The following is a 15857-nucleotide window of genomic DNA, read 5'->3' on the forward strand; positions in this document are numbered from 1 at the left end:
GTTACCGCCGTCCGAACCGCGCGTCGCCCCCGGCGACGCCTGAGAAGGGAAACCATGTCACCTCGACTCGTCGCCGGAGTGGATTCGTCCACGCAATCGACCAAGATCGTCGTCTGTGATGCCGAGACGGGCGCCGTGGTGCGCACCTCGCGCGCGCCTCACCCCGACGGCACGAGCGTCGACCCCGAGGTGTGGTGGCGCGCTTATGAGGACGCGACGGCGGACGGGATGCTCGACGACGTCGAGGCGATCGCCGTCGGCGGTCAGCAGCACGGCATGGTCGCCCTCGATTCGGACGGCGCCGTCATCCGAGAGGCGTTGCTGTGGAACGACGTTCGCTCGGCGGGCGCGGCGCGTGACCTCGTCGACGAACTCGGGGGAGCGGGCGCCTGGGTGGATCGGCTCGACGTCGTGCCCGTCGCGGCGTTCACCGTCGCGAAGGTGCGGTGGCTGCGTGATTCCGAACCGGACAACGCCGCCCGCCTCGACACCGTCGTCCTGCCCCACGACTGGCTGACGGGGCGCATCCTGCAGGCCGGCGGCGGCTTACGAGGATGGACGACCGACCGCGGCGACGCGAGCGGCACCGGGTACTGGTCACCCGTCACCGGCGAGTACGACGCCGACATCCAACGTCTCGCCCTGGGCCGTGAGTTCGGCGTCCCGCGCGTCCTCGGCCCCGCCGAGCCCGCCGGCGTCACCGACGCGGGCCTCGTCGTCGGGGCGGGCACGGGCGACAACATGGGCGCGGCGCTCGGTCTTGGCCTGCAGCCCGGCGACGTCGTCGTCAGCCTCGGCACGTCGGGCACCGTCTTCGCCGTCCAGGACACGCCGACGCGGGACGCGAGCGGGCAGACCGCCGGATTCGCCTCGGCCGACGGGCGGCACCTGCCGCTCATGTGCACCCTCAACGCAGCCCGCGTGCTGACGACAGGTGCCCAGCTGCTCGGCGTCGACCTCGACGAGTTCTCCCGCCTCGCGCTCGCGGCACCCATCGGCGCGCAGGGCCTGACGTTGCTGCCCTACCTCGACGGTGAGCGCACGCCCGACCTGCCCGACGCCACGGGCACGCTCGGCGGCCTCACCCGAGCGAACGCGACGCCGGAGAACCTTGCGCGCGCCTGCGTCGAGGGGATGCTCGCGAACCTCGTCGCGGGCGTCGAGGGGCTGAAGCAGCACGGCCTGAGCGCGCGACGCATCGTCCTCATCGGGGGCGCTGCGGCTTCGGCGGCGGTGCGCGAGATCGCACCGATCCTGTTCGGGTTGCCGGTGCACATCCCGGCGCCGGGGGAGTACGTCGGTATCGGCGCGGCGCGCCAGGCGGCGTGGGCGCTGGCCGGAGGTGACGAGCCTCCGGCCTGGCAGGTCGCCTATGACCACGAACTCGAGGCCACGGACGACGACGTCACCGCCGGACGCGCGGTCTACGAGCGCTACCTACGTCTGCAGCGGCAACTGCACGGCTGAACGGGCAACCTCGAGGCGGTGGACGAAAGGGGTTCGCCCACCACCGCACGCCCGTGACACCATGACGCCACCATGCCCGCCACCCGTTACCGCCGCGTTCTTGCCAACCGCCGCACCCGCCAGCTGCTGCTGCTCGGCTTCGCCATCCGCATCCCGACGTTCGGGGTGTCGGTGCTGCTCACGATCCACGTCGTCGAGACGCTGCACCGCACCTGGTCGCAGGCAGGTCTCGTCGCGGCGGCCTCGACCCTCGCCGTCGCGCTGTCGGGACCGTGGCGCGGGCGCCTGCTCGACACCCTCGGGCTGCGCCGGGTCGTCGCGCCGTCGATCCTGGTCACGGCCGGGTGCTGGGCCGTGGCGCCCTTCGTCGGCTATGTACCGCTGCTCCTGCTCGCGGCATTGGCCGGGCTGTTCGCCGTGCCGACGTTCACCGTCATCCGTCAGGGCATCATCGCCGCGACGAGCGACGAGGATCGCCGCACGGCGCTCGCGACCGACGGCATCATCGTCGAGCTGTCCTTCATGCTCGGGCCCGTCATCGCGATCGCTCTCGGCGGTCACTTCCCGACGTCGTGGGTGATCTTCTGCCTCGAGATGGCCTCCGCGGCGCTCGCGGCGCTGCTGTGGTGGATCGACCCGCCGATCCGGCAGGCGCTCGACGAAGAGGCTGCCGCGGACGTCGACCTGCCACGCGAACGCTGGGTGACGCCGCGTTTCCTGGCGGTGTGCCTCGTCGGGTTCGCGGCCGTCGTCGTCCTCAGCGGCAGTGACGTCTCGTTCGTCGCCGCAGCCCGTCACTTCGACGCCTCCGCCCAGCTCGGCCTCGTGCTGGCCGTGTGGGGGCTGGGCTCCGTCCTCGGTGGGCTCGTCTACGGCGCGATGACGTCGCCGCCGCCCATGTTCGCGCTGCTCGTCCTGCTCGCCCTGACGACGGCGCCGATCGGCTTCGCCCACGGCGTGCTCGGTCTGTGCGTGTGGGGTTTCGTCGCAGGCCTGTTCTGCGCGCCGACGATGACTGCGTCCGTCGATGCACTCACGCGCGTCGTACCCGAACGGGTGCGCGGCGAGGCGATGGGGTGGCACGGTTCGTTCCTCACCCTCGGCGGTGCGCTCGGTGGGCCGCTCGCAGGCGTGTTCATCGACCGTCACGGCTTCGCGGGCGGTTTCGCGTCCGTCGGGCTGACGGGGGCGGCCATCGCCGGCCTCGGCGCCGTCATGGTCGGGGCGCGACGGGGGCTGCGGTCACGACGGGCCGGTCTGCCGGCGTCTTCACAGGCGCAGGGCACCGACGTCGAACCCACCCGCCGCGCCGATTAGGGCTGAGTCACACCGGCTGCTATCGTGGTGGGCACCAGCCGGACGTTCGCATGGCCTCATCGAGGCAGTGAAAGCGCTCGGTGCGCAAGAGGGGCTTCGGTCTCCACCCTCGGTCTCCTTCGGGAGGCAGGGTCTTGGTCACGATGCACGACGAGGCACCCGCCTCGATGGCGACGGAACAATCATCGCGTCGTGCGTGTTGAACGAAGACTTCTTGCGCTCGCAAGAAGTCTTTTTTGTTGCCCGAACACCGTCGGTGGCCGGGCACACCGCAACAACTCGTGAACATCACACTCGTGAAGGAGCAGGCCATCAGCGCTGAGCCACGCATCAACGACCGAATCCGAGTCCCGGAAGTTCGGTTGGTGGGCCCCAATGGTGAGCAGGTGGGCATCGTCCGAGTCGAGGACGCGCTGCGCCTCGCCGCCGAGGCCGACCTCGACCTCGTCGAGGTGGCCCCCCAGGCCAAGCCGCCCGTCGCCAAGCTCATGGACTTCGGCAAGTTCAAGTACGAAGCGGCCATGAAGGCGCGCGAGTCGCGCAAGAACCAGGTCAACACGGTCATCAAGGAGATCAAGCTCCGACCGAAGATCGACCAGCACGACTACGACACCAAGAAGGGTCACGTCGTCCGGTTCCTTTCGGCCGGTGACAAGGTCAAGGTCACCATCATGTTCCGCGGCCGTGAGCAGTCGCGCCCCGAGCTCGGCTTCCGCCTCCTGCAGAAGCTCGCTGAGGACGTGCAGGAGCTCGCGTTCATCGAGAGCGCGCCGAAGCAGGACGGACGCAACATGGTGATGGTGCTCGGCCCGACGAAGAAGAAGGCCGAGGCGCGCGCCGAGGACCGTCGTCGTCGTGAGGCCGAGAAGGCAGCCAATGCCGCCCCGGAGCCGCAGGCCGAGACGCCTGTCTCGAGCGAGGCCCCTGAGGCCGAGCAGGTCGCGGCCGGAGAGGCTGCGAAGTAACACCCCCTTCACCCTCGGGTGGAGAACCCTCGTCCCGGGTGATCGGGCGAGGCAGTCAGACAGCCGACGCGCACACGAGCGCGTCGAGGTAGCGAAGGAGTCGGCCATGCCGAAGATGAAGACGCACTCCGGTGCGAAGAAGCGTTTCCGCGTCACCGGTAAGGGCAAGATCATGCGGCAGCGCGCCCGCCACGTGCACAAGTTCGAGGAGCGCGCCAAGCGTCAGTCGCGTCGTCTCGTCAACGACGTCGTTCTCGCGCCGGCCGACGAGAAGAAGATCAAGCGCCTTCTCGGCCTCTGAGCCGTCCACACCCACCAACTAACTTCGCGGCAGGCGTCAGGCGCCGCCGCCCCACTCAAGGAGTGATCACGTGGCACGCGTGAAGCGGGCAGTCAATGCCCACAAGAAGCGTCGTACCGTTCTCGAGCAGGCCAGCGGCTACCGCGGCCAGCGCTCGCGCCTTTACCGCAAGGCCAAGGAGCAGGTGACGCACAGCCTCGGTTACGCCTACCGTGACCGTCGCGCCAAGAAGGGCGACTTCCGTCGCCTCTGGATCCAGCGCATCAACGCTGCGGCTCGCCTCAACGGCATGACGTACAACCGCTTCATCCAGGGCCTGAAGGTCGCCGGCATCGAGGTCGACCGTCGCATGCTCGCCGAGCTGGCCGTCAACGACGCCCCGGCCTTCGCCAAGCTCGTCGAGATCGCCAAGGCGAACGTCCCGGCCCAGACGCCGGCTGCCTGATCCAGGCACCTCTTTCGCACCGAACGCCGCTCCACGCCGAAGGGCTCGCTCGACCATGATCACGAACGTCCGTTCCGATCGGGTCAAGCAGGTCAAGGCGCTGGGGCGGCGTTCTGCACGTGACAAGGCCGGGCTGTTCCTCGTCGAGGGGCGCCAGGCCGTGCGCGAGCTCATCCGGTTCGCGCCGATGTCGATCCGCGACGTCTACCTCGACGCCGACGCCGCCGAGCGTCACCCCGACCTGCGCGAACTCGCCGGGGAATGGGCTGACGGCGCCGCAGCAGGCGAGCGGCGCTTCGTCCACGACTGCTCGCCGCAGGTGCTCGCCGCGATGTGCGACACCGAACAGCCGCAGGGCATCATCGCCGTCGCCAGGCCGATCGATCGCCCGCTGGCCGACGTGCTCGCGGGCTCGCCGAAGTTCGTCGTCATTTGCACGAACGTGCGCGACCCCGGAAACGCGGGCACCGTCATCCGCGGCGCCGATGCGACGGGGGCGGACGCCGTGATCCTCAGCGACGCGAGCGTCGACCTCTACAACCCGAAGCTCGTGCGTTCGAGCGTCGGCTCGCTGTGGCACCTGCCGATCTCGCGCGGGTCGTCGATCGAGGAGATCTTCGCCGCTTGTCGCGCCGCAGGGCTGACACTGCACGCCGCCGACGGCGTCGGCGAGACATTTCTGCCCGACGTCGACCTCGCCACCCCGCACGCGTGGGTCATGGGCAACGAGGCATGGGGCCTCGAGCCCGAGGTGCGCGAGCAGTGCGACGACGTCGTCCGCGTGCCGATCTACGGCCACGCCGAGTCGCTCAACCTCGCGATGGCCGCCACCGTCTGCCTCTACGCCTCGGCTGCCGCCCAGAACTGAGCACCCCTCGCCCGCGCGGACGCGTGGGAATCGGTTTGCGCGCACTCGATAGACTCGGGCGCATGTCTGGCCCCAACACGAACTACGACCCCGTCGAGGTCGCTGCCCTCGACCCCGAGGTGGTCGAGTCCAACGTCACCGCCGCTCTCGCGGCCATCGCCGCCGCGTCCTCGCTCGAGGAGCTCAAGGTGGTGCGCACGGCGCACGCGGGTGACAAGTCCCCGTTGGCGCTGGCCAACCGCGAGATCGGCGCGTTGCCGCCGTCGGCGAAGGCCGAGGCGGGCAAGCGCGTCGGCCAGGCACGTGGCCGTGTGGGCGCCGCGCTGAAGACCCGCCAGCGCGAGCTCGAGGCCGAGCGCGACGAGCGCATCCTCACCGAAGAGGCCGTCGACGTGACGACGGCGACCGCGCTGCGTCGCCCCGTCGGCGGGCGTCACCCCGTCGAACTCATGCAGCAGCTCATGGTCGACATCATGGTCGGCATGGGGTGGGAGGTCGCCGAAGGGCCAGAGGTCGAGGCCGAGTGGTTCGTGTTCGACGCCCTCAACTTCGACGAGGACCACCCCGCGCGCCAGATGCAGGACACGTTCTACCTCGACCCCGCCGACGGCGGCCTCGTCATGCGCACGCACACCTCGCCCGTGCAGGCACGCTCGATGCTCGATCGTGGGGTGCCGCTCTACATCGTCGCGCCCGGCAAGGCGTACCGCACCGACGAACTCGACGCGACGCACCTGCCCGTCTTCCACCAGATGGAGGGCCTGGCGGTCGACAAGGGCATCACGATGGCGCACCTCAAGGGCACGCTCGACCACCTCGCGACGCAGTTGTTCGGTGAGGGCATCACGACGCGCCTGCGCCCCAACTACTTCCCGTTCACCGAGCCGAGCGCCGAGATGGATCTGCGGTGCTTCGTCTGCCGTGGGGAGGACGCGGCCTGCCGCACCTGCGGCGGCACCGGCTGGATCGAGTGGGGCGGCTGCGGCATGGTCAACGAGAACGTGCTGCGCGCCTGCGGCGTCGACCCGGCCGAGTACAGCGGTTTCGCGTTCGGCATGGGCGTCGAACGCGCCCTGATGTTCCGCACGGGCGCATCCGACATGCGCGAGATGATCGAGGGCGACGTCCGCTTCGACGCCCAGTTCGGCTTGGAGGTCTGAGACAATGCGAGTTCCCATCGAATGGCTGCGCGAGTACGTCGACGTGCCCGAAGGGGCAACCGGCCTGCAGGTCGCCGCGGACCTCGTGCGCGTCGGACTCGAGGAGGAGGCCATCCACGGCGGCGGCGTTACCGGCCCCCTCGTCGTCGGCCGCGTGCTGACGAAGACGCCCGAGGAGCAGAAGAACGGCAAGGTCATCAACTGGTGCACCGTCGATGTCGGTGACGCGAACGGCACCGGTGAACCTCAGGGCATCGTGTGCGGCGCGCACAACTTCGAGGTCGGCGACACCGTCGTCGTCGCGCTGCCGGGTGCCGTGCTGCCGGGCGGCTTCACCATCAGCGCCCGCAAGACGTACGGTCACCTGTCGGCCGGGATGATCTGTGCCGCAGATGAACTGGGCCTGCCCGACGACGGCTCGGGCGGCATCATCCTGCTGCCGCAGCGCCTCGGTGTCGACGCCTCGTCGCTCACGCCGGGCCAGGACGCACTGCCGCTGCTCGGGCTCGACCGCGAGACCGTCGAGGTCAACGTCACCCCCGATCGCGGTTATTGCTTCTCGATGCGCGGCATCGCGCGCGAGTACGGCCACGCCACCGGCGCGAGCTTCACCGACCCGGTCGATGCGCTGACGACGAGGGCGCCGGCAGCGAACGACTTGGGTTACCCGGTGCGCGTCGACGACCCCCAGGGGCTGCGTGGCGCGGTCGGCTGCGACCGGTACGTCGCACGCGTCGTGCGCGGCATCGACCCGAACGCTCCGGTGCCCGCGTGGCTTGCGACGGCCGTCACCGAGGTGGGCATGCGCTCGATCTCGCTGCCGGTCGACGTCACCAACTACGTCATGATGGCGCTCGGCCAGCCCCTGCACGCGTTCGATCTCGGGGCGCTGGGCGAGGAGATCGTCGTGCGACGCGCCCGCGCGGGGGAGAAGCTGACGACGCTCGACGGCGTCGAGCGCACCCTGTTCGCCGAGGATCTGCTCATCACCGACGGCGGTGCACGCCCGCTGGCGCTGGCCGGCGTCATGGGCGGTTCCGACAGCGAGGTGAGCGACTCGACGACCGACGTCCTCATCGAGGCCGCCCACTTCGACCCGGTCTCCGTCGCCCGCACCGCGCGCCGCCACAAGCTCGGCAGCGAGGCGTCCAAGCGCTACGAGCGTGGCGTCGACCCGCAGATCGCGGCAGCCGCGGCGCAGCTCGCCGTCGAACTGCTCGTGCAGTACGGCGGCGGCGTCGTCGACGACGGCGTCACCGACCTCGACACGACGCGCGCGCCGCAGCCGATCGACTTCGACCCGCAGCAGCCGACGCGGCTCGTCGGTGTCGCGTACTCCGACGACGAGGTCGCCGAGAGCCTTGATGCCGTCGGGTGCCGGGTCGAGCGCAACGAACCGTTGTGGAGCGTCACACCGCCCACGTGGCGCCCCGACCTGACGAGCGGGCCCGACCTCGTCGAGGAAGTGGCGCGTCTGCGCGGGTATGACGCCATCCCATCCGTCCTGCCGCGACCCCTCGCCGGGCGTGGGCTGACGGCGTCGCAGCGCTACCGCCGCAACGTGGCGAATGCGCTCGCGATGGCTGGCCTGACGGAGATCATCTCGCTGCCGTTCGTCAGTGATGACGTACACGACAAGCTCGGCTTCGCAGCCGACGACGCGCGGCGCACGAGCGTGCGCCTGACCAACCCGCTGTCGGACGAGCTGCCGCTCATCCGCACGAGTGTTCTCGCCACGATGATGGACTCGCTCAAGCGCAACGTCGCGCGCGGGTTCAAGGACGTGGCGCTGTTCGAGATCGGTCTCGTCGTCGCCGGTGAGGCGGGCCAGGCGCCGACGTCACCGGTCGGCGTGCACCCGGCGCCTGAGGTGCTCGACGCGATCCGCTCGGCCGTGCCGGCGCAGCCGCGCCACGTCGCCTGGGTCGCGGCCGGTGACAGCGAGCGCAAGGGCTGGTGGGGTGCCGGGCGCGGCGCGGACTGGAGCGACGCGATCGCCGTGGCGCTGCAGATCGGGCGCGTGCTCGGCGTCGACCTGACGATCGAGCAGGCGCAGGTGGCGCCGTTCCACCCGGGACGCTGCGCGAGCATCGCGCTGCCGGACGGCACCGTCATCGGCGCAGCGGGCGAGCTGCACCCCAAGGTCGTCGCGGCGTTCTCGCTGCCGGCCCGCACGGTCGGGGGCGAACTCGACCTCGACGCGCTGTCGGCGTACGCCGAGCGCCCCGGTGTCGCTTCGAGCATCGCGACGTTCCCGCAGGCGCATTCCGACGTCGCGCTCGTCGTCGACGCGTCCGTCCCTGCGGCTCGCGTCGAGACGGCGTTGCGCTCGGGGGCCGGTGAACACCTCGAGTCGGTCGCGCTGTTCGACATCTACACGGGCGATCAGGTCGGTGAGGGCAAGAAGTCCCTCGCGTACCGCCTGTTCTTCCGTTCCCCCGAGCGGACGCTGACGACCGACGAGGTGAACGCGGCACGCGACGCGGCAGTGCGCGCCGTCGACGAGAGTGTTGGAGCGAGCCTGCGCGGCGCCTGATTCCGGCATGATCGACAGGGTGGGGGCGGCGTGACGCCGTCTCCACCCTGTGTGCATGAGTATGACCTAAAAATGCATGGGTATGCGATCTGCGCTAGGCTGGGGGCATGGTCACAGCAGCTGTCGCCGGGGCGAGTGGATATGCGGGCGGGGAGATCCTGCGCCTCTTGCTCGCCCATCCCGACGTCGAGATCGGCGCACTGACGGCGGGTTCCTCCGCCGGTTCGCGCCTCGGCGATCATCACCCGTCGTTGTTCTCCCTCGCCGAGCGACCCGTGCTTGCCACGAACGCTGACGCCCTCGCCGGCCACGACGTCGTCTTCCTCGCACTGCCGCACGGGCAGAGCGCTGCGCTCGCCGCGCAGCTCGACGCAGACGTCGTCGTCATCGACTGTGGCGCGGATTTTCGGCTCGAGCGCGAGAGCGACTGGCAGCGTTTTTACGACACGCCCTACGCGGGGTCCTGGGCCTACGGGATGCCCGAACTCGTCTCGAAGGGCGTCAAGCGGCGCGAGCAGCTGCGCGGCGCGCGCCGCGTCGCCGTCCCCGGGTGCTATCCGACGGCCGTCTCGCTCGCTCTCGCGCCGCTCGCGGCGGCGTCCCTCATCGCGCTCGACGACGTGGTCGTCGTCGCGTCCTCGGGTGTCTCGGGGGCCGGCAAGGGCCTCAAGCCACACCTGCTCGGCGCCGAGGTCATGGGGTCGATGAGCCCGTACGGCGTCGGCGGCGGGCACCGTCACACGCCCGAGATCGCGCAGAACCTGCGTCTCGCCGCCGGCGGTGAGCGCGAGGTGACGCTGTCGTTCACGCCGACGCTCGCCCCCATGCCGCGCGGCATCCTCGCGACGTCGACGGCTCGGCTGGCGCCCGGCACGACGGCTGATGACGTCGCGCGCGCCTTCGCCGAGGCCTATGCCGACGAACCCTTCGTCGAGCTCCTGGCTGCCGGGTCGTGGCCCGCGACCGGTTCGGTGCTCGGGTCGAACGTCGTCACCCTGCAGTTCGCGCTCGACGAGGTGGCGGGGCGCGTCGTCGTCACCTCCGCCGTCGACAACCTGACGAAGGGGACGGCCGGTGCAGCCGTGCAGTCGATGAACCTGTCGCTCGGCCTGGGCGAGACCACGGGCCTGCCGCTCGCGGGGGTGAGCCCCTGATGGTCGCGTTCGGAGCTCGGTTCACCCTCATCGCCCACCCCGAGGAGCTGTCGTACGTGCGCCTCGGCGCGCAGGAGGTCGTGCCCGAATGGGCGCTCACGGACGCGCCGCTCGTCTCCGTCAGTGCGACGGCGTCGGAGACGTCGGTGCTGTGCCTCACCTCAGCGATCCCGCGGGACGCGGTCGTGCGTCAGCAGGGCCCGTTCCACGTGTTCGAGGTCGAGGGTCCGCTCGACTTCGCGCTGACGGGTCTGCTCTCGGCCATCGTCGCGCCGCTCGGCGAGGCCGACGTCACCGTCTTCACCGTCTCGACGTTCGACACCGACTGGATCATGGTGCCGACGTACGAATCCGCGCGCGCTCGTGAGCTGTGGGCTCGTGGCGGGCACATCATCAAGGAGAAACCATGAGTGTCACCGCTGCCGCAGGCTTCCGCGCGGCGGGCGTGACGGCGGGGCTGAAGCCCAGCGGGCGCCCCGACGTCGCCCTCGTCGTCAACGACGGGCCCGAGCACGTCGTCGCCGCCGTGTTCACCTCGAACCGCGTCGAGGCGGCGCCGGTGACCTGGTCGCGCCAGGTGGTGACGGACGGGCGCGCCGACGTCGTTCTGCTCAACTCCGGTGGCGCCAACGCCTGCACCGGGGCGCAGGGTTTCCTCGACACGCACCGCAGCGCCGAACTCGCCGCCGAGGCCGTCGGAGTGAGCGCCGGTGACGTCGTCGTCTGCTCGACGGGCCTCATCGGTGAGTTGCTGCCGATGGACAAGATCGAATCCGGTATCACCGCGGCGGCCGGTTCGTTGAGCGCTGACGGCGGGGAGGACGCCGCGACCGCCATCATGACGACGGACACGGTCGCGAAGGAGTGCACCGGGTTCGGTTCCGGATACACGATCAGCGGCATGGCGAAGGGCGCCGGCATGCTCGCGCCGTCCCTCGCGACGATGCTCGTCGTCATCACGACCGACGCGGTCCTCACCGCCGAGCAGGCCGGCGAGGCGTTGCGCGCGGCGACGGCGATGTCGTTCGATCGCATCGACTCGGACGGTTGCCAGTCGACGAACGACACCGTCGTGCTCATGGCCTCGGGAGCGAGCGGGGTGAGCCCGCAGATGGGGGAGTTCACGGCCATCCTCACGCAAGTCTGCGTCGACCTGGCCGAACAGCTCATCGCCGACGCGGAGGGCGCCGCGCACGACATCACGATCGACGTCCAGGGCGCCGCCAACGTTGACGATGCACTTGAGGTTGCACGTTCGATAGCCCGCAACAACCTCTTCAAGTGCGCCGTGTTCGGCAACGATCCCAACTGGGGGCGGGTTCTCGCGGCCGTCGGGACCACCTCGGCCGCGTTCGAGCCGGCGCAGCTCGATGTCGCGATCAACGGCGTCATGGTGTGCCGCAGCGGCGGGGTCGGTGACGACCGCTCGGGCGTCGATATGTCTCAGCGTGAAGTGAAGGTCGAGGTGTTTCTCCACGCCGGTGACGCCGACGCCACCGTCCTGACGAACGACCTCACGCACGACTACGTCCACGAGAACTCGGCGTACAGCACATGAGCGGGACGGAGCACGAGACGACCCAGCCTCGCGACCTCTCGTCGCTCGCCTCGGCGGGTCTCAAGGCGGGCACCCTCGTCGAGGCGCTGCCGTGGCTGCAGAAGTATCAGGACGCGCTCGTTGTCGTGAAGTACGGCGGCAACGCCATGAGGGACGACGCCCTCAAGCGCGCCTTCGCCGAAGACATCGCCTTCCTGCGTTACGCCGGGCTACGCCCCGTCGTCGTCCACGGCGGCGGCCCGCAGATCGCCGCGATGCTCAACCGGCTCGGGATGAAGAGCGAGTTCCGCGGCGGCCTGCGCGTCACGACGCCCGAGACGATGGAAGTCGTGCGCATGGTGCTGACGGGCCAGGTCTCGCGCGAACTCGTCGGCCTCATCAACAATCACGGCCCGATGGCGTTCGGCCTCTCCGGCGAGATGCAGGCCTGTTCGGCGCCCGCCGCCGCCCCGCCATCGTCGACGGTGAGGCCGTCGACGTCGGCCTCGTCGGTGACGTCGAGATGGTCGACCCGCAGATCGTGCGTGACCTCGCGCACTCGGGGCGCATCCCCGTCATCTCGTCCGTGGCGCCCGACCTCGAGCGCGAGGGGCAGGTGCTCAACGTCAACGCCGACACCGCCGCGAGTGCTCTCGCCGTCGCGCTCGGCGCGCACAAGCTCGTCGTGCTCACGGACGTCGAGGGGGTCTACGCGAACTGGCCGGACGAGTCGTCGCTGCTGTCGAAGCTGCCCGTCGACGAGGCCGAACGCATGCTCGCGACGGTCGACTCGGGCATGGTTCCCAAGCTCGAGGCCTGCATCCGCGCCGTGCGCGGGGGCGTGCCGCACACCCACGTCGTCAACGGGCGACGCCCGCACTCCATCCTGCTCGAGATCTTCACGGACGAAGGGATCGGCACGATGATCACCTCAGGAGGACGCCGATGAACCCGGCCGACCATGACGCCCCGGCGTCCACGATGCCGACGCACGGGGATCTGACGCAGCGCTACGGCGCCTCCCTCATGGGGGTCTTCGGGGCGCCCGGGCTCGTCCTCGAGCGCGGCGAGGGCGCCGTTGTTCGCGACGTCGAGGGCCGCGAGTACCTCGATCTGCTCGCCGGTATCGCGGTCAACGTTCTCGGCCATGCCCACCCCGCGCTCGTCGCCGCGGTGAGCGAGCAGGCGGCGAAGCTCATCCACGTGTCCAACTTCTTCACGACGCGCCCGCAGATCGAGCTCGCCGAACGCTTGGTCGCCGCGTCGGGTGGCGACGGCGACACTCGCGTCTTCTTCTGCAACTCCGGCGCCGAGGCCAACGAGGCGGCGTTCAAGCTGGCGCGCCGTACCGCTCGCCCCGGTGTCGTCGTCGCGGACGGCGGCTTCCATGGCCGCACGCTGGGCGCGCTGTCGCTCACCTCCAAGCAGGCCTACCGCGAGCCGTTCGAACCGCTGGTCCCGGGCGTCACGCGCGTGCCCTACCACGACGTCGAGGCGCTACGGGCAGCCGTCGACGACACGGTGGGCGCGGTGATCCTCGAACCCATCCAGGGTGAGGCGGGCGTCATCGAGGCCTCGCCCGAATACCTGCGCGCGGCCCGCGAGGTGACGCGCGAACGCGGGGCGTTGCTCATCATCGACGAAGTGCAGACGGGCGTTGCACGCACCGGCGAGTGGTTCGGCTTCCAGACGATCGCACCCGAGGTCATGCCGGACGCCATCACGCTCGCCAAGGGCCTCGGCGGCGGTGTGCCGATCGGTGCGCTCGTCACCTTCGGTGCCGCCTCGACGATGTTCGAGGCCGGCCAGCACGGTTCGACGTTCGGTGGCAACCCGCTGGCGTGCGCCGCGGGCGTCGCCGTCATGCGCACGATCGAGGACGAACGCCTGCGAGAGCAGGCGCGGCGGCTGGGGGAGCACCTCGTCGAGGCTGTCGAGAATCTCGGCGACGAACGCGTCGTTACCGTCCGCGGCCGCGGCCTGCTGCGCGGCATCGTGCTGCGCGACCCGCTCGCGCAGCGTGTCGTCGTCCGAGCCCGCGAGGCGGGTTTCATCATCAACGCGACGGGCCCGGACGTCATCCGCCTGGCCCCGCCACTCGTCATCACGGCCGAGCAGGTCGACACCTTCGTCGCCGCGCTGCCCGGCCTGCTCGATGCCGCCGAGACCGAGGAGAACGCCTCATGACCCGCCACTTCCTGCGTGACGACGACCTGAGCCCCGCCGAGCAGGCCGAGGTGCTCGCGCTCGCGGCGACGCTCAAACGAGACCGGCACGCCAAGCAGCCGTTCGCGGGTCCCCAGGGCGTCGCCATCATCTTCGACAAGCCGACGCTGCGCACTCAGCTCAGCTTCAGCGTGGGGGTCGCCGAGCTCGGCGGGCACCCGATGATCGTCGACGGCAAGCTCGCGCAGATCGGCACGCGTGAGTCGATCCACGACGTCGCGAAGGTGCTTGGGCGCCAGGTCAGCGCGATCGTGTGGCGCACCTACGGCCAGGACCGCCTCGAAGAGATGGCCGAGCACGCGGGCGTGCCCGTGGTCAACGCCCTGACGGACGCCTTCCACCCCTGCCAGATCCTCGCCGACCTGCTGACGGTCGCCGAACACAAGGGCAGCGCTGCCGGTCGCAAGGTCGCCTACGTCGGTGACGCTGCGAACAACATGGCCCACAGCTACCTGCTCGGTTTCGCGACGGCCGGCGCCGACATCACCGTCGCCGGCCCGCACGGGTACGGCCCGGATCCGGCGATCCTCGAGCGCGCCAAGGAGATCGCCGCGACGACCTGCGGCGGCGCGCATGCGAGCGAGGACGCCATCGAAGCCGTGACGGGCGCGGACGTCGTCATCACCGACACGTGGGTGTCGATGGGCATGGAGGACGAGGCGAGCACGCGCAAGGGCGAGAGCAATCCGTTCAGCGCCTTCAGCGTGACGAGCGAGCTGATGGCGCACGCGGCGCCTGACGCGATCGTCATGCACTGCCTGCCGGCATACCGTGGTTTCGAGATCGCCGCGGACGTCATCGACGGCCCCGCCTCGGTCGTGTGGGACGAGGCGGAGAACCGGCTGCATGCGCAGAAGGCGCTGCTGACGTTCCTCGCGGAGCACGCATGATGGCGCAGACGAAGGGTGCGCGCCATCAGCGCATCCGCGAGATCCTCGGGCGCGAGTCCATCCGGTCGCAGACGGATCTCGCCGAGCGGCTGCTCGCTGACGGCGTCGACGTCACGCAGGCGACGCTGTCACGTGATCTCGTCGAGCTCGGCGCGGTCAAGGTGCGTCAGGGCCGCACGCTCGTCTACGCCGTGCCCGGCGAGGGCGGTGACCGCACGCCTCGGGCGGGCGCCGCGCGCACCGAGGCGGTCCAACGATTGCGCCGGCTGTCGGGCGAGTTGCTCGTGACAGCGGAGTCGTCGGCGAACCTCGTCATCCTGCGCACCCCGCCGGGCGCGGCGAACTTTCTCGCCTCGGCGATCGACCACGCGGAGTTCACCGACGTCCTCGGCACGATCGCCGGCGACGACACGATCATGGTGATCTGCCGCGACCCGCAGGGGGCGGCGCCCGTCGCCAAGCGCTTCCTGGAACTCGCCGGCCGTACGGACGATCTCGCCTCCACCGACCACGATGACGACGCCCAGGAAAGCGGCGATCCCGACGCCGGTTCACGCGGCGACATTCGCGGCGTCTGAGCCCTCGAGCCCTGCTCCAACCGTTCCAATCTCCCCGGCGCCCCGCGCCCGATCCATCCGATGAAGGAGAGGTTCACCCCATGACCCAGCCCGACGCCCGCCTCAGCCTCTGGGGAGGTCGCTTCGCCGGTGGCCCGGCGGATGCGCTCGCCGCGCTGAGCAAGTCGACGCACTTCGACTGGCGCCTCGCGCCCTATGACATCGCCGGTTCGCGGGCGCACGCGCGCGTGCTGCACCGCGCCGGTCTGCTCGACGACGAGGCGCTCGCGGCCATGCTCGCGGCGCTGCAGCAGTTGCTCGACGACGTCGAGTCGGGCGCGTTCACGCCGGCGCAGGAGGACGAGGACGTCCACACGGCCCTCGAGCGCGGCCTCATCGAGCGCGCCGGCGCCGACGTCGGCGGTCGCCTGCGG

The 15857-nt window shown here is 70.4% G+C and carries 14 protein-coding genes and 2 pseudogenes; all 16 read left to right on the forward strand.

Annotated features, from left to right (window positions below; genetic code table 11):
* Positions 1-54: 54 nt before the first annotated feature.
* Positions 55-1467, forward strand: a complete 1413-nt coding sequence (locus tag HMPREF0321_RS03860) for a xylulokinase (protein WP_006944277.1) — start codon at positions 55-57, stop codon at positions 1465-1467.
* A gap of 72 nt (positions 1468-1539) precedes the next feature.
* Positions 1540-2784, forward strand: coding sequence for an MFS transporter (locus HMPREF0321_RS03865; protein ID WP_006944290.1), 1245 nt, complete (start codon positions 1540-1542; stop codon positions 2782-2784).
* A 365-nt stretch (positions 2785-3149) separates the two neighbouring features.
* Complete coding sequence (gene infC, locus HMPREF0321_RS03870; protein WP_304438400.1) at positions 3150-3749, forward strand: translation initiation factor IF-3; 600 nt, start codon at positions 3150-3152, stop codon at positions 3747-3749.
* A gap of 106 nt (positions 3750-3855) precedes the next feature.
* Positions 3856-4050 carry a 50S ribosomal protein L35 gene (rpmI, locus tag HMPREF0321_RS03875; RefSeq protein WP_006944255.1) on the forward strand — a complete coding sequence of 65 codons (195 nt, stop codon included), beginning with the start codon at positions 3856-3858 and terminating at the stop codon, positions 4048-4050.
* A gap of 70 nt (positions 4051-4120) precedes the next feature.
* Positions 4121-4495, forward strand: coding sequence for a 50S ribosomal protein L20 (gene rplT / locus HMPREF0321_RS03880; protein ID WP_006944285.1), 375 nt, complete (start codon positions 4121-4123; stop codon positions 4493-4495).
* Positions 4496-4550: 55 nt separating this feature from the next.
* Complete coding sequence (locus HMPREF0321_RS03885; RefSeq protein WP_006944167.1) at positions 4551-5363, forward strand: RNA methyltransferase; 813 nt, start codon at positions 4551-4553, stop codon at positions 5361-5363.
* A gap of 62 nt (positions 5364-5425) precedes the next feature.
* Positions 5426-6523 carry a phenylalanine--tRNA ligase subunit alpha gene (gene pheS / locus HMPREF0321_RS03890; RefSeq protein ID WP_006944209.1) on the forward strand — a complete coding sequence of 366 codons (1098 nt, stop codon included), beginning with the start codon at positions 5426-5428 and terminating at the stop codon, positions 6521-6523.
* Positions 6524-6527: 4 nt separating this feature from the next.
* Positions 6528-9059, forward strand: coding sequence for a phenylalanine--tRNA ligase subunit beta (pheT, locus tag HMPREF0321_RS03895; protein ID WP_006944194.1), 2532 nt, complete (start codon positions 6528-6530; stop codon positions 9057-9059).
* Between the two features lie 107 nt (positions 9060-9166).
* Positions 9167-10213 (forward strand): N-acetyl-gamma-glutamyl-phosphate reductase, encoded by a 1047-nt coding sequence (gene argC / locus HMPREF0321_RS03900; RefSeq protein ID WP_006944230.1) that lies wholly within the window; start codon positions 9167-9169, stop codon positions 10211-10213.
* Positions 10213-10623, forward strand: a complete 411-nt coding sequence (locus tag HMPREF0321_RS03905; RefSeq protein WP_006944305.1) for an ACT domain-containing protein — start codon at positions 10213-10215, stop codon at positions 10621-10623. Before argC ends, HMPREF0321_RS03905 begins: the two co-directional genes overlap by 1 nt.
* Positions 10620-11771 (forward strand): bifunctional glutamate N-acetyltransferase/amino-acid acetyltransferase ArgJ, encoded by a 1152-nt coding sequence (gene argJ, locus HMPREF0321_RS03910; RefSeq protein ID WP_006944240.1) that lies wholly within the window; start codon positions 10620-10622, stop codon positions 11769-11771. The genes HMPREF0321_RS03905 and argJ overlap by 4 nt, the downstream gene beginning before the upstream one ends.
* A pseudogene (gene argB, locus HMPREF0321_RS03915) lies at positions 11768-12699 on the forward strand (acetylglutamate kinase). Before argJ ends, argB begins: the two are co-directional and overlap by 4 nt.
* Complete coding sequence (locus HMPREF0321_RS03920) at positions 12696-13937, forward strand: acetylornithine transaminase (RefSeq protein WP_006944301.1); 1242 nt, start codon at positions 12696-12698, stop codon at positions 13935-13937. Before argB ends, HMPREF0321_RS03920 begins: the two are co-directional and overlap by 4 nt.
* The gene (gene argF / locus HMPREF0321_RS03925) at positions 13934-14866 is read left to right on the forward strand and encodes an ornithine carbamoyltransferase (protein WP_006944188.1); all 933 of its coding nucleotides are present in this window, start codon (positions 13934-13936) and stop codon (positions 14864-14866) included. Before HMPREF0321_RS03920 ends, argF begins: the two co-directional genes overlap by 4 nt.
* On the forward strand, positions 14863-15444 hold the full coding sequence (locus HMPREF0321_RS03930) for an arginine repressor (RefSeq protein WP_006944242.1): 582 nt from the start codon (positions 14863-14865) through the stop codon (positions 15442-15444). The genes argF and HMPREF0321_RS03930 overlap by 4 nt, the downstream gene beginning before the upstream one ends.
* Before the next feature lie 80 nt (positions 15445-15524).
* Positions 15525-15857: pseudogene (locus tag HMPREF0321_RS03935) on the forward strand (argininosuccinate lyase); the annotation flags it as partial.

The organism is Dermacoccus sp. Ellin185 (assembly GCF_000152185.1).
Lineage (GTDB): Bacteria > Actinomycetota > Actinomycetes > Actinomycetales > Dermatophilaceae > Dermacoccus > Dermacoccus nishinomiyaensis.

Bases quoted from the DNA above. Each gene is read 5' to 3' on its own strand.
- rpmI (WP_006944255.1), top strand. From the start codon at position 3,856: ATGCCGAAGATGAAGACGCACTCCGGTGCGAAGAAGCGTTTCCGCGTC.
- argJ (WP_006944240.1), top strand. From the start codon at position 10,620: ATGAGTGTCACCGCTGCCGCAGGCTTCCGCGCGGCGGGCGTGACGGCG.
- HMPREF0321_RS03885 (WP_006944167.1), top strand. From the start codon at position 4,551: ATGATCACGAACGTCCGTTCCGATCGGGTCAAGCAGGTCAAGGCGCTG.
- HMPREF0321_RS03865 (WP_006944290.1), top strand. From the start codon at position 1,540: ATGCCCGCCACCCGTTACCGCCGCGTTCTTGCCAACCGCCGCACCCGC.
- HMPREF0321_RS03930 (WP_006944242.1), top strand. From the start codon at position 14,863: ATGATGGCGCAGACGAAGGGTGCGCGCCATCAGCGCATCCGCGAGATC.
- HMPREF0321_RS03920 (WP_006944301.1), top strand. From the start codon at position 12,696: ATGAACCCGGCCGACCATGACGCCCCGGCGTCCACGATGCCGACGCAC.
- HMPREF0321_RS03860 (WP_006944277.1), top strand. From the start codon at position 55: ATGTCACCTCGACTCGTCGCCGGAGTGGATTCGTCCACGCAATCGACC.
- argC (WP_006944230.1), top strand. From the start codon at position 9,167: ATGGTCACAGCAGCTGTCGCCGGGGCGAGTGGATATGCGGGCGGGGAG.
- argF (WP_006944188.1), top strand. From the start codon at position 13,934: ATGACCCGCCACTTCCTGCGTGACGACGACCTGAGCCCCGCCGAGCAG.
- HMPREF0321_RS03905 (WP_006944305.1), top strand. From the start codon at position 10,213: ATGGTCGCGTTCGGAGCTCGGTTCACCCTCATCGCCCACCCCGAGGAG.
- pheS (WP_006944209.1), top strand. From the start codon at position 5,426: ATGTCTGGCCCCAACACGAACTACGACCCCGTCGAGGTCGCTGCCCTC.
- pheT (WP_006944194.1), top strand. From the start codon at position 6,528: ATGCGAGTTCCCATCGAATGGCTGCGCGAGTACGTCGACGTGCCCGAA.